The sequence below is a fragment of the Pseudocolwellia antarctica genome (assembly GCF_049933045.1).
Taxonomy (GTDB): Bacteria; Pseudomonadota; Gammaproteobacteria; order Enterobacterales; family Alteromonadaceae; genus Pseudocolwellia.
The window spans coordinates 1,255,784-1,281,983 of record NZ_CP187926.1; the positions used below are offsets into that span (position 1 = coordinate 1,255,784).

The window sequence follows — 26,200 nt, forward strand, 5'->3', positions numbered from 1 at the left end:
TGATTATCTCTTATCGCTAGTTTCATGTTTTTTACTTAATAAGCGCAGTGAGTTAGTCACTACTAATATAGAACTTGCCGACATACCAATAACAGCCATATAAGGTGTAATGTAGCCTGACATAGCAAGTGGTAATACGATGGCATTATAGCCGAAAGCCCATAAATAGTTTTGCCAAATAATTCGCTTGGTTTTAACTGCAATAGCTTTCAATGAAGTGATATTACTTAAGTTGCTGTTAAGGAGAATAATATCAGCACCATTTTTAGCAATATCAGTGCCACTACCCATAGCTATAGAGATATGAGCTGCACCAAATACAGGAGTATCGTTAACGCCATCACCCACCATAGCAACTACATGATTACTCTGTTTTGCTTTTAATAATTCAACTTTGTTTTCAGCACTTAAATTACTATGAATTTCTGATAGCTGTAAAACCTTTTGCGTTTTTTCACAGCCAGTTTGATTATCGCCTGACAACATAAGTGTTGAAATTTTTTGCTTATGCAGCTGACTAATTAATTCTGGAGCGTTGTTTCTGATGTTATCGTCTAAATAAAATGCTGCAATTAGGCGATTATTCTCCACAAGTACACACTGAGCTGTCATTACATTTTTGAGCTTATCGGCTTCTGACGCCGTTAAATTTTCTAACAACCAGCTAGGGCGTCCTATTTGGTAAGCTTTATCTTGATAAATACCTGAAACACCTGAGCTAGCAGTAACTTTTATTTGCGTAACATTAAGTGAGAAATCTCGATACTGCACAAAAGCCTTGGCAATAGGATGTTCAGAATGTGACTCTAAACCAGCAGCTAATGCGAGTACTTGTTCTTTATTCATGTCCTGAACAAATAACTCAATATTACTCACAGTAAACTCGCCTGTGGTTAACGTACCTGTTTTATCAAAAGCGAAGCAATTAACATTAGGTAATGTTTCCATTACATGAGCTGACTTTATCAAAATGCCTTTGTTATTGAGTGTTACCGTTGCACACGTTAATGCGGTTGGTGTTGCTAACGATAAAGCACAAGGGCAGGTTGCTACTAATACTGAAAGGGTGATCCAAAAGGCTTCTTCAGGATGATGAATATTCCAATAAATAGCGGTGGCGATAGACGTTAGCAAAATAGTCGCAACAAAGTACTGGGCGATCTTATCTGATAATTTAGCTAACCTGGGTTTATGGGCTTGAGATGATTCACTTAAACGTATCATCTGGTTTAAAAACGAATGTTGGTTCTCTTTTTTTACTTCAACAGTCATGTTGCCATCACCATTAATTGTGCCTGCTAATACGGTATCGCCAACGTTTTTAGCCACAGGCGTTTGTTCACCTGAAAGCATCGACTCATTAATATGACTCGTTCCTGAAATAATAATACCGTCAGCAGGAACTGTTTCTCCAGGTTTTACTAATACTAAATCAAATTTCTTTAAATGCTTTGCTGCAATAAGTTCTTCTTGCTGAGCTGCATCAGTATTAGCGTCGTTCAACGTTAACTTAGTGGCTGTCATCGGCATAAGTTTTAGCAAATTTGCCGAAACATGTGAGGCGCGCATTCTTGCTCTGAACTCTAAGAATTTACCGATAAGTAACAAGAAAGTGAACATAGCAACAGACTCAAAATAAACTTCACCTTGTTGACTAACTGTTGCCCAAACACTGGCCGAAAAAGCCAGAGATATAGCTATAGATACAGGAACATCCATGGAAAGACGTTTCATTTTTAATGTGTTGATTGCGCTTCTATAAAATGGAAATGCACCATAAGTCACAATAGGTAGCGTTAATATCAAGCTAGCCCAGCGTAAATAAATTGAGTTGTATTCAGTCATGTCAGAAAATGCACCGAAGTATAATCCGACGGCAATCATCAGCACTTGCATCATTAAAATGCCCGAAACACCTAAGCGTTTGATGAATGATTTACTTTGCGCTTTATTTAATTCTTCAACTCGGCTGGCTTTGAAGGGAAGGGCTTTGTAGCCAATACTGTCGATACGTTTGAGGATATCACTTAATTTAACTTTTTCATCTTGCCATTTTACTGTTGCACGCTGCGTTGTCGCATTAACCGTTATAGAAAGAATACCGACAGTTTTCGATAACTGCATTTCGATTAGCCAAGCACAGGCAGCACAACTTATACCATCTATGGTAAGAATGGCTTCTTTGTATTCGTCGGTTTTGTAGGTGAATTCGTCTTGTAGGCTTTCATCATCTAACAGCATATTTCGTTTTAGCTGTTGTGGTATAAGCTGTTCACCTTTTTGTGCTGGCTCCGTTCTAAAACGGTAATAATCAGTTAATTTGTTTTCAACAATAACCATAGCAACGGCTTCACAACCATTACAACACATAGGTTGAGAAATATTGTCGATTTTAACTGATAAGTTTATCCCTTTAGGAATAATTTCACCGCAATGAAAACACAAAGATGACATAAGATTTTAACTTGTTTATATGATTAGCTATATGACGGTTAACTAGCTGTGTAACACTTGTTATAGATAAGCTGACAATTAATACCAGAGTGATTAGTTAATCTAGCAACTCTGATATTAATGATATTTTTACTTAACTGTCTTTAGGTGCTGGTTTAATAATGATGGCTGTAGGTTGTGGTAAATAAATGGTGTTTTGAATTTTCCATTTGTCATCAAATGTAGATAAGGTTACTTGCCATTTTCCTTTAACTTCTTGAGGAATATCTTCTCTGAAATTTCCGTCACCATCAGGCGTTAAGGTTAACGAAAAGTCTTTAAATTCTTGAGTAGGGTGATAGAAGTTAACATGTAAAAGAGAAAACTCTTTTTCTATACCCGTTGGTTTTATTACTAGCTCATGATCTTTTAACGTTAAAGAAAATTCCATGCCCAGTTTTTGCGCCAGTTTGATTTTACCCAATTCAAAATTAATGGCTTTACCTTTCTTATAATAATTACCTACAACAAGCGGATCAGGTTCATGGTTAGCAATTATATATGTACCAATACCAGCAACTACTGCGGTAAAAGGTAAGCCAAATACTAGATATGCCCATGGTTCTTTATACCAAGATGTACCCATTGTTACGCCTTTAATTAATAGAATGATAATTTTGCGCTATTATACGTTTTTATTACGTTTGAACCAATAAAATATGAAACAGTTTGTAATAAAAAAGCCTTATTAAAAAATTTAATAAGGCTTTATATTTTGTGTATTTATGTTTTTAGTTAGTCTTGAGAAAGACTGTAAACATAAGCACTTATCACGTGAACTTTTTCTTCACCTAAAATAGCTTCCCATGCTGGCATTACACCTGCACGACCATTTTTGATAGATGATTCAATAGCACGTTTAGAAGCACCGTATAACCAAACATCATCTGTAAGATTAGGTGCGCCTAAAGGAATACCCATTGCTAAGCTGCCTTTACCATCTGGACCATGACATGCTGCACACATTTGGAATTTAGACTCACCAGCTGCTTTAAGGTCAGGGTCAACTTCTCTGCCGCTTAAACTTATTACATAAGCTGCAACTTCTTTAACGCCTTTGTCGCCGCCAAGTGCTGTTTCCCAAGCCATCATTCCGTTCGCTTTTCTACCATGTAAAATAGTATTTTTAATCGCTTCAGGTGAACCGCCATATAACCAATCTTTATCAGTAAGGTCAGGGAAGCCAGTTGTACCACCTGCATTTGAACCATGACATTGTGAACAGTTTTGTAAAAACAAACGTTGCCCAACTTTCAATGCTTCTTTATCAGCTGCTAATTCAGGAATACTACGTGCAGCATAAGCTTCAAAGATAGGACCATACTTTAGGTCAGCAGCATGAACTTCACGATCATACTGAACTAAAACGTTTGAACCTTCTTTTAGGTACTCAGCTGTTTTAGCTTTAGATTCTTCAAGGTTTAAAATACCTTGGTTAGAACTCTGCCAGCCTAAAAGACCTTGCCAATTACCTAAACCAGGGTAAAGCAATAAATAACCAAAACCCCAAATAATTGTTGCTAAGAAAAACGTACTCCACCATTTAGGAAGAGGGTTGTTTAATTCTTCAATGCCATCAAAAGTGTGTCCCATTGACTCACCTTCAGGAACACCAGCAAAGTTCTTTAAACACATACGTAAAACAAGGTACATAAATACCAGTGTGCCTAGGGAAAGAACTGAAACCCATATACTCCAAAAGCTAGACATTAATCTTTGTCTCCTGCTTGTTTACTGAAATCATCTTGGTTAGATACATTTTTTTCAGAGCTATCTTCTTCAAAAATAGAATTAGCAGCATCTTCAAATGCAGATTTTCTTGTTTTGCTGTATGACCAAACCACTATGATGATAAATAGTGCCAAAATTAGTAGGGCAAATGCCCCTCGAAGCGTTCCGTAATCCATATCCATTATCTCAGTGCATGACCAAGAGACTGAAGATAAGCAACAAGAGCATCAATCTCTTTTTTGCCTTTAACAGCCGCTTTAGCATTGGCTATTTCTTCAGCAGTATAAAGAGGGATGGCATTACCATCAGCATCTTTATGGCTACGATTTCTTGTTAAAAAGTTAAATGTTTCTAATTTCTTAGCCGTTAGCTTACCGTCTAAGTAATTTTCATCTAACCATTTAAAGCTTGGCATATTTGACTCTGGCACAACTGATCGTGGATCAATTAAATGTGCTTTATGCCAATCATCACTGTAGCGTTGACCCACACGAGCTAGATCAGGACCAGTACGCTTAGAACCCCATAAAAAAGGATGTTCCCATACTGATTCACCCGCTACAGAATAATGTCCGTAGCGTTCTGTTTCAGCACGTAAAGGACGGATCATTTGGCTATGACATACGTTACAACCTTCACGGATGTAGATATCTCTACCTTCCATTTCAAGAGGCGTATACGCTCTTAAGTTGTCAACAGGAGTCGTTGTAGCTTTTTGGAAAAATAACGGTGTTATCTCAACTAAGCCACCAATACTGATTGCCATAATGGTAAAGATAAAGAAGCGACCAACGTTTTTTTCTAAAATTTCATGTTTATTTTTCATCATAGCCTCCTTATGCCATTTCTACTTTTTTAAGACTGCCGTCTTGTGCGTAAATTGTTTTGACCATGTTGAAGATCATTAAACCAAAACCAGCTACCACTAAAACGCCACCCACAAATCGAATAAAGTAGAAGGGGTATGAAGCTGTTAAGCTTTCTACAAAGCTATAAGTTAACGTACCATCAGCATTTACCGCACGCCACATCAACCCTTGCATTACACCTGAAATCCACATAGCTACAATATAAAGAACAATACCTGTAGTGTGCATCCAGAAATGAATGTTGATTAAACGAACGCTGTACATACGACCTTGGTTAAACAAGATAGGGATTAAGTGGTACATAGCACCAATTGAAACCATAGCAACCCAACCTAGGGCACCAGAATGAACGTGTCCAATTGTCCAATCGGTATAATGAGACAGAGCATTAACTGATTTAATTGCCATCATCGGACCTTCAAACGTAGACATACCGTAGAAAGATAAAGAAACAATTAAGAAACGTAAAATAGGATCATGACGAAGTTTATGCCATGCGCCTGAAAGCGTCATAATACCGTTGATCATACCACCCCAAGATGGCAAGAATAATACGATAGACATTACCATACCCACTGATTGAGCCCAATCTGGTAAAGCAGTGTAATGAAGATGATGTGGACCAGCCCAAATGTATAACGATACTAAAGCCCAGAAATGAACAATAGATAAACGGTATGAGTAAACAGGGCGTTCAGCTTGTTTTGGTACAAAGTAATACATCATACCTAAGAAACCAGCTGTTAATAAGAAACCAACGGCATTATGTCCGTACCACCACTGCATCATCGCATCGATAGCACCAGAATAAATTGAGTACGATTTAAACATTGAAACAGGAATTACCATACTGTTACCAATGTGAAGTACTGCAACCGTTAATATGAAACCACCAAAGAACCAGTTAGCTACATAAATATGAGAAGTTGTTCGTTTAACTAACGTACCGAAGAAGACGATGGCGTAAGAAATCCATACCACAGCAATCAAAATATCGATTGGCCATTCTAATTCAGCATATTCTTTACTACTGGTATAACCCATAGGTAAAGTAATTATCGCTAATACGATAATTGCCTGCCAACCCCAGAAGGTGAAAGAAACGAGCTTCCCACCAAACAATGCGACTTTACATGTCCTTTGTACTACGTAATAAGAAGTAGCAAACAGGGCGCTAGTACCAAATGCAAATATTACCGCATTTGTATGAAGAGGACGTAAACGGGAGTAGGTAAGCCACGGTGTTTCGAAATTTAAAGCTGGCCAAATAAGTTGAGCAGCAATAATAACACCAATAAATGTACCTACGAATCCCCAGATTACAGTCATAACAGTGAATTGACGAACAACATTCATGTTGTAATCAACTGCAGACGTATTACTTTGACTCATGTTTTGGTTCCACATATAAATTATTAATTATTTTAAAGTATCTGTTCATGTATAAATCGTAATTTTTATCTGTATCTAATATTTATAGACCAGAAAGAACATTTTACACAATCCATAGAAAACAAGCGCGAAATGATAGACATTTAATCGACTAAAGTCATTACTCAAAAGCTGAAATATTGTTCTAAATCATAAAAAAAACGATTGACGATTAAAAACAGCGCTAAAATAGCGTAAATTATTAAGAATTATGATTAAAGGTAAATAGTTTTGTTTAAAATTAGAGCAGTTCATTCCTCACTCGTGTTTATATTATGCCTGTGTTTGGGATGTGAACAAAGTAAAGAAGTAAAAGAAAAGCCGATTGAGCCTAAATGTATTTCAAGTCAGAGTGATTGTTTTATCAAATTAGCTTCAGGTGAGTTTGTTGTTTTGTTTAATCGCGATCCTGTTATTACCGAAACACCTTTTGATATTTCATTAATTTCACATACACAGCACACCATAAAAAACATTTCAGCTCATATGGAAGGTAAAAATATGTTTATGGGAAAAGTGCCATTGTTTTTTGAAGTTGATTCTGACGATGAGTTAACAACTTCAGTTATAGATGAACCTAAAGTGATCGCTCAAACATCTAAATTACTTAAGTCTAGTTTAGTTGAATCTTCATCAGTGGAAATTGATCTTGAAGAATTGAATTCTTATGATGCCAATGCTACTGAATTTAGCTCAACTGATTTTGAAGCAAGTGCAATTGAAACAAGTGCAATTATAACAAGTGATACTAAAGCGCCTATGAAAAAAACACATTATGTGGCTAACACCATGTTAGGAAGTTGCAGTGAAGAAAACATGCGTTGGATAATTTACTTTAAAGTCAGTTTAGAAAATGCTCAAGGTGAGCCTTTAACCGAACATTTTACTGTAGAGTTTGATAGTTTGAGACTTTAATAAGCGTATTCTTACTATTTTTCATTACCGATGATGGTTTTGTTATTTGTTTTTATATCAACAGCTAAAAGGTAACGCGTTTCTTTATTTTTTGTGATTTTAGCTTGTCGTTTTATTATTAAAGCACTATGTGAGAATAAAGGACATTGCGCTTATTACCAAACAACACACATCTTTTTTATTGCTTACTATAGAAAACAGGTTTTATTTTTTATGAAAAATACACGTAAATTTGATATTGAAAAAACAAAGAACCAATACCGTATTTCATTTTCAGCTATGGCGAGTTCATGTGAAGTATTGGTGGAAATACCTGAAGAAGATGACAATAAAAGTCAGTATGAAAAACCACAAAATATCACGTCGAATACTCTCATCAATAAAATAGCTAAGTGCATAACCAACGAAGTTTGGCGAATTGAAGACAAATACAGTCGTTATAATAAAGAAAGTATTTGCAGTAGAATAAATAACAGTAACGGAAAAACTATTACGTTAGATCCTGAAACAGCCTTGTTGTTAAATTTTGCTGATGTTTGTTACAAACTAAGTGAAGGTTTATTTGATATTTCTTCAGGTGTACTTCGTAAAATCTGGAACTTTGATTGCAGTGATAACATTCCATCTCAACAACAAATTGAAGCAATGTTAACTCGTGTAGGCTGGCAAAAGGTTACATTTACAGACCAGAGCATTAACTTACCTGAGGGAATGGAAATAGATTTTGGCGGAATAGGTAAAGAGTACGCAGTAGACCGTTGTATTTTACTGATTAAAGAAATTACAGATGCGCCAGTACTCGTCAACCTAGGTGGCGACTTAGCTGCGACTAAACCGCGTGCAGGAAATCAAGCTTGGATTATTGGCGTGGAACATCCTGGATTTGAAAATAAAACAGAAATGGTTGTATCACTATATCAAGGGGCTTTAGCTACCAGTGGTAATGCAAAACGCTACTTACAAAAAGATGGGATTCGTTACAGTCACATATTAAACGCAAAAACAGGGTGTTCAATTATAGATGCACCACGATCTATTACCGTAGCATCAAAGCTATGTGTGCAAGCAGGTATTTTAGCGACTTTATCTATATTACAAGGCAAGCAAGCAGAAACGTATTTAGAAGAGCAGGAAGTTAAATATTGGGCAGTGCGCTAATTATTTACCATTTACACCAGCCATTTATTTTAATTCATAAAAAAAGCGCTATTTAATTAAAAATAGCGCTTTATAAAATATGATGTTAAAACCACATAACTACAGGTTGAATTAAAATCTAGTAATCAAAACCAACGTGTTGGTTTATACGAAGAATAAGTTGTTCTTTATCACGAATAATATCTAGTTTCTTCGCTAATAAGTCTAATGTATCTTCTACTTGGTTCAAAAACTTACCATAACCGTGAGATGTTTGGTCAGCTCTAGTGGCAACAAATACAAATTGTACTTTTTCAACAAGCTTGTTTGCATCCCATTGAGAAGAAAAACCACATGGTTCATGTTCTGGGTTGAAGCCTAAGTTGATTAACTCACCGTTTACTGAAACAAATTCTTCTTCAGTCATTCTCACGATAGGCGCTAAACCATTCGCGATAACCGCACCGTTATTTAAATTATTTTGCTTAGCTGAACTGATAAATGCATCAGAAATCAAACTATACAAAGCGCCATAGTTTTCATTATCTAATTCTTTTTTATCAACAAGCTGCTTAATTCTACGATTTAGGCGAATATCAGCAACAGCGTAAGTTAATGCGCTATCATCTTCAGGTAAATCAATACCATCAGTTGCATATCTTTTACTTAAAGGTCTCAATTTATGTACTTGTAAACCTTCATCACCTTTCTCTTTAGCGAAAAGGTCAAAAGTTAAATGCTGGTGATCACATACACGGAATTTTTCTTTTTCGATGCCTGCTTTTTCTGCAAACATACTAACCGCTTTAAGTACTTTTTTATGGAACTTAGCAGAGTCATGACGAATATCTGTACCGTTAGATAAGAAAACCAATGTGATTTTCTTAGCTCTTCTGCTTACGTTGAAATAAGCATGTTCACTTTGATGAAAACGAGAGTTATATAAAAACAATATTTGCTGTTTTGTTTGTACCGTCATTTTTTCTGGACTAAAACGAACACGAGTAAATTTATCATTACCCACAAACTGCCCACTTTCTATGTGCAGCTCTTCGTTAATATCAAAAAATAACTTTGAAAGTTTTTTATAAAAAGATAAGTAAGGTTGGTCTGAGTATTTCTCTGAAGGGTCGGAGAATTTAGCAATAAGTTCATCAGTAACTGGAAACTTTGCAAGTAAATATTGATTCTCGCGAGCTAAAGATGGAATAAATGCTTTGTGCTGAGCACTTCTCATTCGAGATGAAGCCATGAAAAAAAATCCCTTAAGTTGTTTAATTTACAATTATAGTGAACCTTTATGATTAACGTATGACAAAATAAATTGTTTGAAGTTAACTTAGGTTCAACAAATGCTTGATAACTATTTTAGTTAAAAATAGGTTCGATATAATTTTATTATTATAGTTAATCACTGAAATCATATTGATTGTAAAGTGAATTTTCAATGTGAATATAATAGTGAATTTTTATGACTCTTATATTACAAGCTAATGTTTATACCCAATTTAGCTAACGATGTATATAGTTGCCTTATAAAATACAGCGCTAATCTACTGTCGTTATGAAATAATCTATGTTTATAATATTGTTTTTTATAACAACATTATTGTTTAATTTATGTTTACCTTTAGAATTAAGGATGTTCTTATCAATAAACTACTAAGTAAATTTTGGTTCTATTTATTATCATTCACCTGTGTTTTTATTCTTGTTCTACCATACCTTCCATCTAATGGAATAACTCAGGTTTTAGAGTATTCAATTTACTTATCTCCGCGATGGATGTTTTTATTCCTACTAGTACCAATTATTGTTTTTTGGAAAACATTAACCAAGACTTATCGTGCCCTGTTTTTTATTTGTCTTATGGTTTTAGTAAACTTCCAAGATATTAATATCAATACTCAGTCAAATGATGAAAGTGCGTCATCATTCAAATTACTTTCATTAAATATGGGCGGTGGTAGTGCGGGTAAATACTTAAAAACATTAATGGCACGTGAAAATCCTGATGTATTTCTTTTCCAAGAAACGAGTTTGAAAAATATTGAAGGTGTTTTTGATGCAACGTGGAATTACCAATGTGATAAGAACTTATGTATTGCTAGTAAATACTCCTTTACAAAAATAGGCGAATTCAGTCGAAGAATATTTGGAGGTTGGGGTAATTTTGCTGCTTATTATGAACTTAGTATTAATGGTAAAACACTGCCGTTAATGAATGTGCATTTAGAAACACCACGTCCGATTTTATCTGATCTAATAGGTCTATCTATTAACATGAGAGATATTGAAAGTTTTCGTGAAAATAAGTCTTTAGAAGCTTCGATGATCACGACTTGGGCGAGTAGTCAGTCTAACTTTGTTATGACAGGTGATTTCAACATGACCACAAATGAAAGATTATACCGTGATTATTTCTATTCTTATCAAAATGCATTTAACACCGCAGGCTTAGGAGTTAATTACACAAAATATACTTCTTGGCACGGTGTTAGGATAGATCATACTTTAGCGTCTAATAATATGACGATTGAGCGAGCAGATGTTATGCCTTCATTAGGTGGCGATCATCGAGCTATTGTTACGATTATTTCTTTGCCTTAAGTTAGCCTTATGACGAAACAAGGTCAAAGCTCTTAGCTGATATTGGTTTGCCATTAAGTAGCAATTCTATTTTATGCTCACCAATATAATATTTACGGGTTGTTATTGGTTTGAATGAGAAAGACTTGCTTAGTTTAATGGTTTCATTGGGCTGTAAAGTGACATTTTTCAACTTAAACACTTTAGCTTGTTGCTTTCCATTAGCTTTAACAAAGTGAATAGCGTAATCAATAACGAAATGTTGAGCATGTTGTACTGTACTACTTATATTCATGGCAAAGCTTACTGCTTCGCCAAGTTTTATAACCTGATTAGATAACACTATTGCATCAATACTTACTTCAGGTGCTTCAGTAAAACCTAATAAAGAAAATACCTCAGCATAGCCATTTTTAACTAATGTTCTTGTCGCATGCTTGATAACCCAATCAACCTCTTTAGCGTTACTCTTTGTCTTTTCATTTGACCATTGTTTACATGTATTAATAACTACAGCAGGGTGATCTTTTGCAATATCATTTAAGTGATTAGCAACCGAGCGGCGTACATATAAACTTGGATCTGATTTTAAGCTCGTTAATAAAGGTAGGTTAGGTGTAGGATCTACAACAAATTGCTTAAGCTGTAATCCCCAAGGTAATTTTGGTCGTGTACCTTCTGAGACTAAACGTCGAACATCTTCGCTTTCATCTTTTACCCATAAAGTAAATTGTTGATGACAGTATTCAGGATATTTAACGATAAACGCACGTATAGCAAACTCAGAAGAGAATAAATGAGTCAGCTGTTTAAGTCCTAATAAAGACTCTTCAGGATGTTCTAAACCATATACGCTGAAGTAATCGATAATCGGCCATGCAGCAAAGCTTTTAAGTGAATCATCAGCGTTGCCAAAGTCCCATACATCAGCAATCTTGATTAGAATATTCGCAGCTTCTGGAAATTCGTCAGGTAGGTAGTCATGAAGTATAGAAATAATATGGTTAACACGTTCTTTTAGTTCTAGTTCATTTAAGCCTTGTAAACAGTCGCTTTCAAAAGCTTGAGCATTAAAGTTAACTAATACTTTAGTTAAGGCGTGGCTTATTCTTGTTACTGCAGGTTGTGCTAGCCCGTTCTTCATTAACTCCATGTTTTACCTTATCTGTTTTGATATCTTTTTATTTAACTAACCTGTTTAGAAATTTTAACTTAAGAACACCTGTTGTTAGCGCTACGCCAGATAAAATAAGCGCGGCACCGAATATAGTCCATTGATTAATAGTTTCGCCTAGAAATATCATGCTCCAAGTGATCCCAAAAACAGGGATCAAATAGGTAACAGAAATTGTTTTAGTTGGTCCAATGACCGCAATTAATCTGAAAAATATAGTGTAAGCGATACCCGTACACAATATGCCTAACGTGATCACTGATAATATGGCTGGTGATGAAGGGATAGCATCAGGTAAGAAAAATAAACTTATGGGTAATAAAAGTACTGTTGCGCTGATCTGACTACCAGCGGCTAATGCTATAGAGCTAATTCCACCTAAATACATTTTTGTATAACTTGCTGATATGCCATAACACAAAGCCGCCACCATAACGGCTATCGTTGGCAGTAGCACATTAGTATTTTCATCTAATATTTTATCAAACATCAAAAAGTACACGCCTAAGAATCCTATGCATATACCTAAAATAGCACTCAAACTTAACGTATCTTTCAACCAAAAATAAGCTACTAATGCGCCAAACATAGGCGTTGTGCCATTTAATACTGCAGTATTACCTGCTGAAAGGGTTAATGTCGCCCAGCCAAATAATACAAAAGGGATTGCGGTATTGAGTGAGCCAACAATAAATATTTTGCCCCAGTAACCTGATAACGCCGATTGTTTTTTAGCTATATATAAAAGAGGTATTAAGAATAAGCTGGCTACTAATGTACGCATTGCCATAAATAGAAAAGGTCCAAATTCACTACCTCCTATTTTCATGAAGATAAATGAAGAACCCCAAATGGCAGCGAGTAACGGCAGTTCTATAAATGGTCTAGTTTTCATTTTTAAATATCATTATTTTTTAAGTCATTTATAGAAGTAATATTTATTACGTTAATCTCAGATAGAGAAACAAATTGCCATTGAATATTTAAGTTATAAAGCGCCATGCCATACACCTTATCGTCTTGCTTGTTTTTTTTATAAGCAGGTCGGGGATCTTGTTCAAGTACTTGATGTATAAACGCTTCAAGTTCTGGGTATTCTTTGTTTAATGTTCTTAATGACTCTTTAGCTTGGCTGTTAAAGCTAACCCTAATGCTTTTATCAGGCGTTTCTTGTGCGTAGCTAGCTTGTGCATCTATTAAGGCATCTGAATAGGGGATATAAGGTTTGATGTCGATAACAGGTGTGCCATCCAACAAATCTAATCCTGAAATACTCAGCACTACATTTTTAGATTTTTTAGGACAGTCTTTATTGGTAATAACATCAATGCTATCAAGCTTAACGACCGACATTCCTAAAGGATTGGGTCTAAAAGTAGAACGTGAAGCTAGAGCGCCAATTTTAGCATTGCCACCTAAGCGAGGCGGTCTTACTAGAGGTTTCCAGCCTTGTTCTTGAGTACCATGAAAAATGAATATCACCCAGATATGACTAAAAGCTTCTAGCCCTCTCACAAGTTCAGGAGTATTCGCATCACCTAATAAAGTAATACTGCCTTTAGCTGCACTCACTAAACCAGGTTGTCGAGGTATAGCAAACTTTTCTTTATAAGGAGAGGAAACCTTGCCAATGTAATTTAACGCTATGCTGTTAGGCATGTTACTACTTCGACGAGGTAGGTTTTAAATAATAAGCTTGTCCGTAACATACTGTTGTAGCGATACATTGCTTTGCTGTACTGCCACCTGTAAGCATAGTGCAGCCCGAGAACACGATCGCATTTGCTTTAAGCTCACTGGCTTTTTTACGAGCATCTGTTCTAGCGATAACTTCATCAGGTTTTGCGTGATGTGCTTTAAGTTGACAATCTTCACCTTCAACTACGCCTAGGTATTTATGTGGGCCAGTAATATCAGTAATCGATGGATAAATCTTAACTTTTGACGGGGCAAAGTAGTTGGTAAAATTTTCTGCATCTAAATTGGTACTCGTATCAAATTTACTACTACAGCTTGCTAGCAATGATAAGGCGAGTAAGGTTAAAAGTGTGTTTTTCATTGCAGTTCCATTTAGGTAGTTGGAGAATTAAACCATTAGCGAATTACTAAGAGTTATTTTTGGAAATAAAGTGTTAAAAAGTCATGCTTGAAAACTAACTGTTAAATATTAGCTGTCAAATACAAATAAGGCGAACACAGGTTCGCCTTATTATTTTACCTGTTTTTAACTGAGCTAAGGTTACTTAACTCGCATGCCAGGTTGAGCTCCGTCTTCTGGATTTAATATCCATAAGTCTTCACCACCAGGCCCTGCTGCTAATACCATGCCTTCTGACATACCAAAGCGCATTTTACGAGGTGCTAGGTTAGCAACCATAACAGTTAACTTACCTACAAGATCTTCAGGTTGATAAGCTGATTTAATGCCAGCGAATACTTGGCGAGTTTCACCGCCTTCAACTGAATCTAAAGCAAGTTCTAATCTTAATAGCTTATCTGCTTTTTCAACATGTTCAGCTTTAACAATTTTGGCGATACGTAAATCAATTTTAGCAAAGTCTTCAAAACTAATTTCTGGTGAAATAGGATCTGATGCTAACGGGTTATTGAAATCCATTGTTGGTTTCTCTACCGCAGCTGGTTTTTTCTTTTTCTCTTTTGCTGGTTTTGTTTTTTCTTCTGTAACAGCAAGATTGTCTTTCGACGCATCTGTCATTGCATTGATTTTATCCATATCAACACGCTGCAACAAAGCTTTAAACTTATTGATTTTATGATCCGTCAATAAAACCTTATGACCTTCCCAAAGTAATTCATCATTTAAGAATACTTCAGTGCTTTCAGCAAGCTTAGGTAAAACAGGTTTTAAGTAAATCATTAATGTACGGAACATATTAATACCAAGAGAACAAATATCTTGTACTTCTTGCTGTTTAGTTTCGTCTTTAACAAGTTGCCACGGTTCTTTTATCGCAATGTATTCATTAACTTTATCAGCTAATGCCATTATTTCACGCATACCACGACTGAATTCACGATTTTCGTAATGTTGAGCAATACTGTCGCCAGCATTCATTACTTCGTCAGCTAAGGCTTGGTCATCAATATTTGTAGATAACATGCCATCGAAACGTTTAGATATAAAGCTCGCACAACGAGACGCGATGTTAACTACTTTACCTACCAAGTCAGAATTCACACGTTGTGCAAAATCTTCTAGGTTTAAATCTAAGTCATCAATACGGCTAGTTAATTTAGCTGCGTAGTAATAACGTAAATACTCTGGGTTTAAATGATCTAAATAAGTACGACCTTTAATAAAGGTGCCTTTTGATTTAGACATTTTAGCGCCATTAACTGTAACAAAACCATGAGCAAATACAGAAGTAGGTTTACGGTAGCCAGCGCCTTCTAACATTGCAGGCCAGAATAGGCTGTGGAAATAAATGATGTCTTTACCAATAAAATGATAAAGCTCAGCATCAGAATCCTTATTCCAAAAGCTATCAAAATCAATATTTGATTTATTACATAAGTTTTTAAAGCTACCCATGTAACCAATCGGTGCGTCTAACCAAACGTAAAAGTATTTACCAGGAGCATTTGGAATTTCAAAACCAAAGTAAGGCGCATCACGACTTATATCCCATTGGTTAAGACCAGATTCAAACCATTCTGCTAGCTTGTTTGCCATTTCTTCTTGTAAAGCACCACTGCGGGTCCAGTTTTGTAGCATTTCTTCAAACGCTGGCAAATCAAAGAAGTAATGTTCTGAATCTTTTAATATCGGAGTTGCACCTGATACTACTGAACGAGGATTAATAACGTCAGTAGGTGAGTAAGTTGCACCACAGTTATCACAGCTATCGCCGTTTTCGTCTTCGCTCTTACATTTAGGGCAGGTGCCTTTAATAAAGCGATCAGGTAAAAACATACCTTTTTCTGGATCATATAATTGCGAGATAACGCGCGTCTTTATATGTCCTTTAGCATGTAATCTGTTATAAATTTCATGTGCGAAGGTTTCATTCTCTTCACTATGCGTTGAATGATAGTTGTCGAAGCTGATATGAAAATCAGCAAAGTCAGCCATATGTTCTTCACGAACACCTGCAATCATCTCTTCAGGTGTAACACCTAATTCTTGAGCTTTAAGCATGATCGGTGTGCCATGTGCATCATCGGCACAAACGAAATAAGTTTCATGACCACGCATTCGTTGAAAACGTACCCAAATATCTGTTTGGATATGTTCAAGTAAATGGCCTAAATGGATTGAACCATTGGCGTAAGGAAGGGCACACGTTGCTAATATTTTTCGTTTCTCAGTCGTTATCTGAGATGACTTTGATTCAGACATATAAAGTTTACATATTTTAGGTGGTAATTATGGGGAGAATGGTACAGAATTTAGAGATACTTTTCATTAATAATTCTTACTAAGTGACCAATTAATTCAACTGATTGGCATTAGTTGGGTAAAAGTGCATAAAATCCATGTTCTCTAAGTTTTTTTCTAATAAAACAGTTACTCAAGAATCACAAGATTCTATTATGAGTTTTTTAAATGCGTACCAATCTGATTGTTTCCCTGATGGAATTCTCAATATAAGTTCAGTGCCTACTATGGTGCTGGCTGACAACTGCATTGTTGTAAATATTGTGCTGCCTTTTCCATGTGATGGCGAATTAGACGATATCAGCGACGCACTTACCGAATTACTTGATCACAGCACCATTATTAAACCCGATTATCAAATTAAACCTGTTAGGCAGCATAACCTAAAAAGCATTAGTAATATTATTGCGGTAACTTCTGGTAAAGGAGGTGTGGGAAAATCGACTACGGCGGTTAACCTTGCTTATGCGCTAATAGCTGAAGGCAGTAGTGTTGGAATTTTAGATGCCGATATTTATGGTCCTTCTATACCAACAATGTTGGGTTTAAAAGGTCAGCACCCATCTTCAGATAACGGTAAGTCAATTACACCTCTTGATGCGAATGGCTTAAGTGCTATGTCGATTGGTTTATTAATAGATGAAGAAGATGCAACGGTTTGGCGTGGACCTATGGCAAGTAGAGCTTTTAGCCAACTATTGAATGAAACTCAATGGCCAGAGCTTGATTACCTTATTGTTGATATGCCACCAGGAACGGGCGATATACAATTAACTTTATCGCAAAGTGTTCCTGTTGCTGCTGCAATTGTTGTTACAACACCACAAGATATTGCACTCACCGATGCCATTAAAGGCATTACGATGTTTGATAAAGTGAAAGTGCCAGTGTTGGGCTTAGTTGAAAACATGAGTTATCACTTATGTGAAAACTGTGGTCATCAATCACACCTTTTTGGAGAGAATGGTGGAGTTAACACCGCGAAAAATAAAAACATTCCGCTTTTAGGACAATTACCGTTAAATATAGAGATAAGACAAGACGCAGACAATGGCCGCTCATCACTTTTAGAAAATAGCACTAGCGATATAGCCCTGTTATACCGTAAACTAGCGCGCAATGTAGCATCTGAATTGTTTTATCAACTCGATGCAAGAAGCCCTAATACCGCAGAAATATGTTTTGAGCCTAAGTAAATGAAATTATTATCAATTGCTTCATCGAATCTAGCTGCAAATAACTGGTAGAAAACAACGTATGAGACTCTCCGATAGAGATATAGAAAAATCACTAGCTGATGGCAACATTATAATAGAACCAAAACCTGATGTTTCAATGATATCAGGTGTAAGTGTTGATATTAGACTAGGCAATGAGTTTAGAGTTTTTAAAGAACATACTGCGCCTTATATTGATTTAAGTGGTCCTAAAGCTGAAATGCAAAAGGCCATGAACTCAGTAATGAGTGATGAAATAACAATTGAAGACGGCGAAGCGTTTTTCCTCCATCCAGGTGAACTTGCACTAGCTGTAACGTATGAATCAGTGACTTTACCTGATGATATTGTTGGCTGGTTAGATGGACGTTCATCATTAGCGCGTTTAGGTTTAATGGTGCATGTTACCGCCCATAGAATCGATCCCGGGTGGTCGGGTCAAATCGTACTCGAATTTTATAACAGCGGTAAATTACCATTGGCTTTACGTCCTAAAATGAAAATAGCCGCGTTGAACTTCGAAACTATGTCTTCAAGTGCTTTACGTCCTTATAACAAAAGAGACGATGCGAAATACAGAGGCCAGAAGGGCGCTGTAGCAAGTCGTATCAGCCAAGACGAATCTTCAAAATAGTTTCATTTAATGCAACTGTGAATAACGTCATCAAAATTACGAACGATTAAATGGACTTAAAGTAGAGCATCAAGAATGCTCTACTGTTTTTAGTTAATTAGGTGCTTCTTGAAATTAACATTTAAAATATTAGGCTTGTTCTTTCTTACTAGTATTGTTCTTATTAGTATCATTGGTCTTTTAGCTCTTCAATCACAACCTCAATTCCAGAATCAGAATACGGTAAATGTGCAAGCAGCTACCGAAAGTAAAGCTGCCGCTAAGCGCTTTGTTGATTCACTGAGGTCAAAAAAACAACCTGTTATTTTGTCATTATCTCAAGCCGAATTAAATGGTTTAAATGCCCTCGTAAATCGCGCATTTCCTAAAATAGTGTCTGATGTCATTATTCAAAACAAAACAGCAAAACTTAACGTTTCTGTTGAATTACCTTTACCAAAATTCATTAAATATCTTAATGTGTCAGGTGACTTATACCCATCAAATAAAGGGTTAGAGCTAGGCGATGTTTCTATCGGTGGCTTAACATTATCGGGCAATACCTTATTAGCGTTAACTCGCTGGACGGTTGATTCTTTTATTCAAGATGATCTCGGCACTAAAATTGTGTCTATGGTGCAATGGGTAACGTTAAAACAAGAACATTTACGTGTTAGCTTGCTCGTGCCAGATGATATGAATCAGTTAGATCAAGGGAAATCAGGGCTTTTCGCACTAAGAGATAACTTGGCTTTATTTGGCGATGTTAACAAAGTTAAGTTTTATCACCAAGCTCTCGTTCAGCATTTAGACGCGACGCAAGACAAAACAAAATTAAACAAAGAATTACCTTATTATCTTCAAACAATGTTTGCGCTTGCCAAGTTAAAAACCTTGAGTAATCAAGATGAAGGTAAGCCAAGTAATGCCGTACAAGAAAACTATTCTGCATTAATGGCTGTAGCCCTGTATTTTGGTTCAAACTCTTTCGAGCTGTTATTGGGTGATGTCTCAAACCTAAATGTGGCTCAGCGTAAAACGCGTACTCTGTTAAGAAGAAAAGTCACTTTACGTAATCGAGTTGATTTACAAAAACACTTTATGTATTCAGTGGCTCTACAATTATTTGGTAATAGCAAAGCAAGTGATGCTATTGGTGAATTAAAAGAGTTTTTAGACAGCAACCCAGGTGGGAGTGGTTTTAGTTTTGCTGACTTAATGGCAGACAGAGCGGGAACCCGGTTTGCTAAATTAGCCACAACATCTGAATCATCTGCACTTAAATTACAAAACACCATTACTAATAGCTTAACTGAGAACGACTTTATGCCTTTAATACAAGGCATTCCAGAAGGCATTTCAGCGAACTTATTTAATGAAGATTATCGAGATGTTGACTCACTAAAATATAAAAACATGATTTCATTTTTAGATGGGAAACTGGCTGAGCTTTCTCTTTATAAATAATGTGATGACGCTTTATATTATTGATATATAATAATAAAATTAATAATCACTATAAATATCACAATATTACTTTAAGCTTTTTACGCAGGCTAATATTAGTAAGGCATCCTATTGATTCATTTATTTAATTCGCTTTTATTGATTAGTTTTTAAAGCCAAGCTAAGCTCCGAATAACACTAGCAATATTTTATTCTTTTATATTGCTAATTTTTACTCCTAGAGGTTATTTTTGAATATTCCTGACATCCCTAATAATCATGCTCTGTTGATGTTAATCATCACAGTAGTCGCTTTATATTTTTTTAGACGAGATGATATTCCTCTAGAAACTTCTTCATTAGCTGTATTGGTTATTCTTTGTTTAATTTTTACTGTTTTCCCATTTGAAGGTAGTGCCGGGCATTTAGAGCCTTCGTCACTATTCTTTGGTTTTGGACATGAAGCACTTGTTACTGTGTGTGCTTTAATGATCATCGGACATTCACTTGTGCGGACAGGGGCTTTAGAGCCAGTAGGGCGGAACCTAGCTAAAATATGGAAGATAAGCCCAACATTATCTTTGCTACTCACCCTTATTATTGCAGGCATGTTAAGTGCTGTTGTTAACAATACGCCAATTGTTGTGTTGTTATTACCTATATTAATCAGTGTTGCCATACGCACTAAAACCGATTCTTCTCCTATGTTACTTCCTATGGGGCTTGCAACTTTAGTTGGCGGCATGACCACCACCATAGGTACTTCAACTAACCTACTTGTAGTCAGTGTTGCTAGTGACATGGGCTTACCTCGTATCGGTATGTTTGACTTTATTGTGCCTGCTTTAATTGCTGCGGCTGTGGCCATTTCTTACTTGTGGATCATCGCACCTAAGCTACTACCAAAAAGAAGCCCAACGTTACCTGATACATCACCACGTATATTTACAGCCTACTTAAATATAAATGAAGACAGTGACGCGAACGGTAAAACTGTTGCAGAGTTGATTAAGCTAACTGACGATCAAATGAAAATTGAGTCAATTCAGCGTAGCCCAGACAATAGAAACGTATTCCCTTTACCAGATACCTTGATAAAAGTAGGCGACCGTTTACAAGTAAATGATTACCCAGATCAATTAAAAGAGTTTGAAGCCGTTATCGGTGCAACACTTTATTCTGGTAGTCATAAAATGGATGAAGATCATCCATTAAAAGCTGATAAACAAGTGCTTGCTGAAATTGTAGTTATACAAGCATCAGGCTTAGTAGGTAGAACCTTAAAAAATGCTAACTTTGCTCATCGTTACGGTATTTCTGTTGTAGCTTTACATCGTGAAGGTAAAGCGATGGAAATTGGCAGACAAAGTATCGGTCACGTTGTTATTCGCACAGGTGATGTATTACTAGTACAAGGTGAAGCAGAGCAAATTAATGATTTGAAAGAGTCTCGTGGCTTATTAATTATTGATGGCGCAGCTAACTTACCTTATACAAAGAAAGCACCTATCTCTCTTGCGGTACTCGCATTTGTGGTTTTATCAGCAGCCGTTGGTCTTGTGCCTATCGCTATAAGTTCAATGTGTGGTGTCTTGGTATTACTCGCCACTAAATGTTTAGATTGGAGCGAAATCTCTAACGCTTTAAGCACACAGGTTATATTGATTGTTGTTGCCTCTCTTGCACTTGGTTCCGCCATGATGCAAACGGGTGGAGCTGAATATATAGCGCAAGTGTTTGTTGCTGCATCGTCAGGTTTACCGCCAGCAGGTATTTTGTCAGCGTTAATGTTGTTACTCGCAGTATTAACTAATATTGTTTCTAACAACGCAGCGGCTGTTATCGGAACGCCAATTGCTGTATCAGTAGCACAACAACTAAACGTGCCAGTTGAACCTTTCATTTTAGCGGTACTGTTTGGTGCTAACTTAAGTTATGCAACGCCTATGGCTTATAAAACCAATATCTTAGTGATGAACGCGGGTGGTTATCAATTTTCTGACTTTATGAAAGTAGGGATACCGTTAATCATATTGATGTGGGTGGTATTATCATTCTTACTCAGTTGGTTCTATCTATAGAGATAAACGCATAAATTAGCTATTTAGATAACACAACTTACGAACGCTAAATTAAGTTTTATAACTGATTTAGCGTTTTATTTTTGCTAATAAAATACCAAAATTAAAAAGCTCAACTACACTTATAAGAGATCTGTTTATAAAAGTTTGATTAAGGAAGGGTAACCCATTAATAACCTTGCTTATTCCCGTGAATATAAGGCTAGAGTTAACCTGGCTTATATTCAGACTAAATAAACAAATTGACTATAAATTGACACACTTGTGATCAGTACGTATAAATAACATATCAATCGCTTTTTGTATTATGGAGTAACAATGATTAATTATGATGACAATCGCGATTTTTATCGCATGATGATAAACAGCCAAGTTACCGTGACCATTATAGATGACGAAGTTAACTCAACTGTAATAGCTGTATGTCGTGATTTAAGTGCAACAGGAATGGCGATTGAAATGCCGCATCCCATTGCGTTAGACACTAATGTTAGAGTACATGTTGATGCGTCTGGCGGAAGTATTGCGTCATTAGATGTAAAAGGGAAAGTAGTACGTTGTATTCCAGAAAGCGAAGAGTGTTATTTACTTGGTATTAATATTTCAGAAATAGACTAGTTGATTTGAACTTATATGTCACACTTGTGTGTTTTGCAAAGTATTTAAGTTAACGATAGCTCAGTAGAACTATCGTTAACCTTAATTTTTATCAGCTATCAGTTTGATTATGTAAAACCAACACCGATAAAACTGATAGATAACTGGCTTAGATTAATTATTTAGACGATTTATAAAAGTCTAATAAACCAAAAGTTGAGCTATCTAAACTTTCGCTTAACGTATCAGCAGAAAGCTCTGCATATACTTTGTTTGCTAAGCCTTTCCCTAATTCAACACCCCATTGATCGAACGAACAAATCTGCAATAAAATACCTTGTACAAAAATCTTCTGTTCATAAAGTGCAATTAAGCTACCTAATGTTTTAGGTGTAAGTTTTTGCATTAAAATTGTATTAGAAGGGCGGTTACCTTGATGTACTTTATGCACTGCCACTTTATCAATTTCTTCAGCTGACATTCCTTTAGCTGTTAATTCTTCTCTCACTTGCTCTTCTGTAACACCTTGCATTAACGCTTGTGTTTGAGCAAAGAAGTTAGACATAAGAATGTCGTGATGATTATTAACAGGTATTAAACTTTCAACTGAACCAATAAAGTCAGCAGGAACAATGGTATTGCCTTGATGTAAATATTGATAAAAAGCATGTTGACCATTAATACCAATTTCACCCCAAATAGCAGGTACCGTAGTATAAGAAATACGCTCGCCTTCCCATGAAACTGACTTACCGTTACTTTCCATTTCTGCTTGCTGTAAATAAGCAGGTAAACGATGTAAAGATTGGTCGTAAGGTAAAATCACTTGTGATTGAGAACCTAAGAAGGTGGTATTCCACACACTAAGCATTGCCATAATCACTGGAGCATTCTGTTCTAATGGAGCAGTACAAAAGTGATGATCAATTTCGTAAGCGCCTTCAAGTAATTCAACAAAGTTCTCAAAACCTAACTCGATAGCAATCGGTAAACCTATGGTTGACCATAAAGAAAAACGACCGCCAACCCAATCCCACATATCAAATATGTTTTCTTCTTTAATACCAAACGCAGTGGCTTTTTCTTTGTTAGAAGATACCGCAACAAAATGTTTAGCAATCGCATTCTTATCAAAAGCTGCAGCCACTAACCATTGCATTGCTGTAGTAGCGTTAGTCATGGTTTCAGACGTAGTGAAGGTTTTGCTTGATACAATAAATAATGTAGTTTCAGGGTTTAAGTGACGTAAAACATTCGCAACTTGTGTGCCATCAACATTCGAAACGTAATGCATTTGAAGATCTTTAGAACCATATTCAGCTAAAGCTTCAGTAACCATTTCAGGACCAAGGTTTGAACCACCGACACCGATACTTACAACGTCAGTAATCGCTTCACCTGAATAACCAACCCATTCGCCGTAACGTACTTTATCGCTGAATGCTTTAACGTGATTTAACGCAACTTGTACTTCTTCAATAACATTTTCGCCGTCAATTACAATAGGCGCGCTGTTACGATCACGTAATGCCGTATGTAAAACCGCTCTGTTTTCTGTGGTATTAATTTTCTCACCAGAAAACATTTTAGTGCGCCAATCTTCAAGCTCACAATCTTTAACTAAATCTAAAAGTAGTTTGAAAGTTTCGTCTGACATTAAGTTTTTCGAATAATCAAATAAGAAAGCCGGGGTTTTAATTGAGTATTTAGAAAAACGCTCACTATCATTAGCAAATAAATCAACCATGTGTTGTTGCTTCATTTCTTCGGCATGAGAGATTAGCTTTTGCCAGCTTGGCAGTGATGTTCTTGATGTCATTTTGGAATTCCTGTTTTGTAATTGAATATTGCTAATCAATTAAGATAAATTTTAATACGTTAGGATTTATAAATTTTACAATGTGCATACTTATTGTCGAGCTTGGCTATTTACATGAAATAAATAGGACGTAAGCGCTCAACAAATTATTTTTAATACATTTTATTTTGTTTATGCTCTTTTCAAACAAAGTTGAAGCTAGAAGCGAAAAGTACAAACAAAATAAACTTCTATTATGTTGGCATTAAACCAACATAATAGAATGTGAACTAACTATTTAATTAAGTCAGCTACTAGGTCTTCTAAAATGCGTTGATCAACAGCAAATTTACGAATACCTTCAGATAGTTTTTCTGTAGCCATAGCATCTTCGTTATGTTCCCAAGCAAAAGTTGCTTCAGTTAACGGAACAATATCGTCTTTAGATTTAACTACAACGCCATCAGCAGAAAGCTTAGTTTCTAATGTGCCTTCAGTATTTTGTAATTCAGTTAATAACGCAGGAGAAACCGTTAACAAGTCACAACCTGCTAATTCAATAATTTCACTTGTGTTTCTAAAGCTTGCGCCCATAACAACTGTGTTATAACCGTAAGATTTGTAGTAGTTATAAATACTTGTTACAGAGATAACGCCTGGATCATCAGCGCCAATAAATTCTTTACCTTCGCTTGCTTTGTACCAATCTAAAATACGACCAACAAACGGAGAGATTAACGTTACATTCGCTTCAGCACAGGCAATTGCTTGAGCTTTACTGAATAATAAAGTTAAGTTACAAGAAATACCTTCCATCTCTAATTGCTCAGCAGCTTTAATACCTTGCCAAGTTGAAGCAAGTTTAATTAAAACGCGCTCTTTAGAGATACCAGCTGTTTCGTATAATGCGATTAACTTACGGCCTTTCTCGATGCTTGCTTGCGTATCAAACGATAAACGCGCATCTACTTCACTCGAAATACGACCAGGGATAATTTTTAAAATTTCACAACCAAAGTTAACAATAAGTTGATCACAAACGTCATCAATATCGCTACCAGCTTTTGCAATAGCGTCGTCTATAAGACCTTTGTATTGCGGTAACTTAGCTGCTTGTAAAATTAACGAAGGGTTAGTTGTAGCGTCTACAGGGTTTAATGCTTTAATTGAATCAACATCGCCACTGTCTGCAACAACAATAGTTACTTTTTTTAATTGCTCTAATAAATTCATGGGAACTCTACTAATTGATTATTCTGAATGATTACCGTGTAATCCAACCAGGATTTAAGGCATAGCCGATTTAGAACTATAACCCGTGAAAATAGTGAAGACACATTATTGCTGATATTAACTTTATAGCAAATAATTATTTGGTCTATTTAACAATGTTTTATTCATATTAAATCAACTAAAGTGATTTAAGGGTGCTAAGTTTAACGTAGATGATCATAAAACTACAAGTTGTGATTAAATGTTAAGCAATTAAGCTCAGTTATTTTATTTTACTATTAATTAGCCATCTACATAGATGAAAAGAAATTGTCTATAAAGTGATTAGCTTTTTTATTCATTAACCCTTAAATCTTCTCTATATTATTTTTACAAAAGCATCTTTAACGAAGTTGAAGTTAAAAAACGCAGATCATACACAAATTAGTGTTTTTATTACTTTGATCTTTAAAGCTATTCATATAAATTGACGCTAAG

At 35.9% G+C, this 26,200-nt stretch carries 22 protein-coding genes; 8 read left to right on the forward strand and 14 right to left on the reverse strand.

Going from position 1 to position 26,200, the window contains the following annotated elements:
- Positions 1 to 3 precede the first annotated feature (3 nt).
- From ACPUVN_RS05470 to ccoN, 6 genes are all read right to left on the reverse strand, one after another.
- Positions 4 to 2,454, reverse strand: a complete 2,451-nt coding sequence (locus ACPUVN_RS05470; RefSeq protein WP_426357637.1) for a heavy metal translocating P-type ATPase — start codon at positions 2,452 to 2,454, stop codon at positions 4 to 6.
- Positions 2,455 to 2,587: 133 nt separating this feature from the next.
- Positions 2,588 to 3,079, reverse strand: coding sequence for a FixH family protein (locus ACPUVN_RS05475; RefSeq protein ID WP_426357636.1), 492 nt, complete (start codon positions 3,077 to 3,079; stop codon positions 2,588 to 2,590).
- Between the two features lie 149 nt (positions 3,080 to 3,228).
- Positions 3,229 to 4,203 carry a cytochrome-c oxidase, cbb3-type subunit III gene (gene ccoP / locus ACPUVN_RS05480; RefSeq protein WP_426357635.1) on the reverse strand — a complete coding sequence of 325 codons (975 nt, stop codon included), beginning with the start codon at positions 4,201 to 4,203 and terminating at the stop codon, positions 3,229 to 3,231.
- Positions 4,203 to 4,400, reverse strand: coding sequence for a cbb3-type cytochrome oxidase subunit 3 (locus ACPUVN_RS05485; protein WP_426357634.1), 198 nt, complete (start codon positions 4,398 to 4,400; stop codon positions 4,203 to 4,205). Before ACPUVN_RS05485 ends, ccoP begins: the two co-directional genes overlap by 1 nt.
- A gap of 5 nt (positions 4,401 to 4,405) precedes the next feature.
- On the reverse strand, positions 4,406 to 5,050 hold the full coding sequence (gene ccoO / locus ACPUVN_RS05490) for a cytochrome-c oxidase, cbb3-type subunit II (protein WP_426357633.1): 645 nt from the start codon (positions 5,048 to 5,050) through the stop codon (positions 4,406 to 4,408).
- 10 nt (positions 5,051 to 5,060) lie between these two features.
- Entirely contained in the window at positions 5,061 to 6,485 is a 1,425-nt protein-coding gene (gene ccoN / locus ACPUVN_RS05495) for a cytochrome-c oxidase, cbb3-type subunit I (RefSeq protein WP_426357632.1), read from the reverse strand.
- Between the two features lie 270 nt (positions 6,486 to 6,755).
- Here ccoN and ACPUVN_RS05500 point away from each other — a divergent pair, with 270 nt between their 5' ends.
- Together ACPUVN_RS05500 and ACPUVN_RS05505 are read left to right on the forward strand one after the other, a co-directional pair.
- Entirely contained in the window at positions 6,756 to 7,439 is a 684-nt protein-coding gene (locus ACPUVN_RS05500; RefSeq protein WP_426370134.1) for a hypothetical protein, read from the forward strand.
- A gap of 213 nt (positions 7,440 to 7,652) precedes the next feature.
- Complete coding sequence (locus ACPUVN_RS05505; RefSeq protein ID WP_426357630.1) at positions 7,653 to 8,597, forward strand: FAD:protein FMN transferase; 945 nt, start codon at positions 7,653 to 7,655, stop codon at positions 8,595 to 8,597.
- Between the two features lie 118 nt (positions 8,598 to 8,715).
- Here the strand turns inward: ACPUVN_RS05505 and ACPUVN_RS05510 are convergent, their stop codons facing one another.
- Positions 8,716 to 9,828 carry a DUF3083 family protein gene (locus ACPUVN_RS05510; protein ID WP_426357629.1) on the reverse strand — a complete coding sequence of 371 codons (1,113 nt, stop codon included), beginning with the start codon at positions 9,826 to 9,828 and terminating at the stop codon, positions 8,716 to 8,718.
- Between the two features lie 617 nt (positions 9,829 to 10,445).
- On the opposite strand from ACPUVN_RS05510, the gene ACPUVN_RS05515 reads away from it, so the two are divergent.
- Positions 10,446 to 11,186: an endonuclease/exonuclease/phosphatase family protein gene (locus tag ACPUVN_RS05515; protein ID WP_426357628.1), complete on the forward strand. Its 741-nt coding sequence runs from the start codon at positions 10,446 to 10,448 to the stop codon at positions 11,184 to 11,186.
- Positions 11,187 to 11,193: 7 nt separating this feature from the next.
- Here ACPUVN_RS05515 and ACPUVN_RS05520 read toward each other — a convergent pair whose 3' ends face one another.
- The 5 genes from ACPUVN_RS05520 to metG form a co-directional block, all read right to left on the reverse strand.
- The gene (locus ACPUVN_RS05520) at positions 11,194 to 12,318 is read right to left on the reverse strand and encodes a DNA alkylation repair protein (RefSeq protein WP_426357627.1); all 1,125 of its coding nucleotides are present in this window, start codon (positions 12,316 to 12,318) and stop codon (positions 11,194 to 11,196) included.
- 28 nt (positions 12,319 to 12,346) lie between these two features.
- Positions 12,347 to 13,234, reverse strand: coding sequence for a DMT family transporter (locus tag ACPUVN_RS05525; RefSeq protein WP_426357626.1), 888 nt, complete (start codon positions 13,232 to 13,234; stop codon positions 12,347 to 12,349).
- Positions 13,235 to 13,236: 2 nt separating this feature from the next.
- Positions 13,237 to 13,998 (reverse strand): tRNA (N6-threonylcarbamoyladenosine(37)-N6)-methyltransferase TrmO, encoded by a 762-nt coding sequence (tsaA, locus tag ACPUVN_RS05530; protein ID WP_426357625.1) that lies wholly within the window; start codon positions 13,996 to 13,998, stop codon positions 13,237 to 13,239.
- 4 nt (positions 13,999 to 14,002) lie between these two features.
- Complete coding sequence (gene rcsF / locus ACPUVN_RS05535) at positions 14,003 to 14,398, reverse strand: Rcs stress response system protein RcsF (protein WP_426357624.1); 396 nt, start codon at positions 14,396 to 14,398, stop codon at positions 14,003 to 14,005.
- Between the two features lie 180 nt (positions 14,399 to 14,578).
- Entirely contained in the window at positions 14,579 to 16,699 is a 2,121-nt protein-coding gene (gene metG, locus ACPUVN_RS05540) for a methionine--tRNA ligase (protein WP_426357623.1), read from the reverse strand.
- A 137-nt stretch (positions 16,700 to 16,836) separates the two neighbouring features.
- Here metG and apbC point away from each other — a divergent pair, with 137 nt between their 5' ends.
- From apbC to ACPUVN_RS05565, 5 genes are all read left to right on the forward strand, one after another.
- Complete coding sequence (apbC, locus tag ACPUVN_RS05545; RefSeq protein WP_426370135.1) at positions 16,837 to 17,934, forward strand: iron-sulfur cluster carrier protein ApbC; 1,098 nt, start codon at positions 16,837 to 16,839, stop codon at positions 17,932 to 17,934.
- Between the two features lie 61 nt (positions 17,935 to 17,995).
- Positions 17,996 to 18,589: a dCTP deaminase gene (dcd, locus tag ACPUVN_RS05550; RefSeq protein ID WP_426357621.1), complete on the forward strand. Its 594-nt coding sequence runs from the start codon at positions 17,996 to 17,998 to the stop codon at positions 18,587 to 18,589.
- A 108-nt stretch (positions 18,590 to 18,697) separates the two neighbouring features.
- A complete protein-coding gene (locus tag ACPUVN_RS05555; RefSeq protein WP_426370136.1) occupies positions 18,698 to 20,035 on the forward strand; it encodes a hypothetical protein in 1,338 nt (445 codons plus the stop codon).
- 230 nt (positions 20,036 to 20,265) lie between these two features.
- Positions 20,266 to 22,095 (forward strand): SLC13 family permease, encoded by a 1,830-nt coding sequence (locus ACPUVN_RS05560; protein ID WP_426357619.1) that lies wholly within the window; start codon positions 20,266 to 20,268, stop codon positions 22,093 to 22,095.
- 318 nt (positions 22,096 to 22,413) lie between these two features.
- Positions 22,414 to 22,713, forward strand: a complete 300-nt coding sequence (locus tag ACPUVN_RS05565; protein ID WP_426357618.1) for a PilZ domain-containing protein — start codon at positions 22,414 to 22,416, stop codon at positions 22,711 to 22,713.
- Positions 22,714 to 22,870: 157 nt separating this feature from the next.
- Here ACPUVN_RS05565 and pgi read toward each other — a convergent pair whose 3' ends face one another.
- Both pgi and tal read right to left on the reverse strand, forming a co-directional pair.
- Positions 22,871 to 24,511 (reverse strand): glucose-6-phosphate isomerase, encoded by a 1,641-nt coding sequence (gene pgi / locus ACPUVN_RS05570; RefSeq protein ID WP_426357617.1) that lies wholly within the window; start codon positions 24,509 to 24,511, stop codon positions 22,871 to 22,873.
- Between the two features lie 273 nt (positions 24,512 to 24,784).
- Complete coding sequence (gene tal, locus ACPUVN_RS05575) at positions 24,785 to 25,723, reverse strand: transaldolase (protein ID WP_426357616.1); 939 nt, start codon at positions 25,721 to 25,723, stop codon at positions 24,785 to 24,787.
- Positions 25,724 to 26,200 lie beyond the last annotated feature (477 nt).